General features: G+C 48.8%; 1 tRNA gene. It reads left to right on the forward strand.

From position 1 onward, the window contains the following. Nucleotides 1-180 precede the first annotated feature (180 nt). Nucleotides 181-256 (forward strand) — tRNA-Asn (locus AB5N96_RS13600).

A 256-nucleotide genomic window follows, 5' to 3' on the forward strand; every position in this document is an offset into this window, starting at 1 on the left:
GGGAAACTCACCCAGGAAATGGCGGCCTGGATGGAGGGATTGACAGCTAAGAAACACCTCCACCTATCCTCTTCGTTCTTCCTTTGATCTTTAGAACAAGCATCGTAAGGTGGATCTGACTTTTTTCATGAACTTTCCGTTGACCTGCCCCACCTAATTGATATAATAGAAAAGTACTGTTCCGAAGTAGCTCAGTTGGTAGAGCATCCGGCTGTTAACCGGCAGGTCGCAGGTTCGAGTCCTGCCTTCGGAGCCA

It is taken from the genome of Chryseomicrobium imtechense (assembly GCF_041475995.1).
Lineage (GTDB): Bacteria > Bacillota > Bacilli > Bacillales_A > Planococcaceae > Chryseomicrobium > Chryseomicrobium aureum.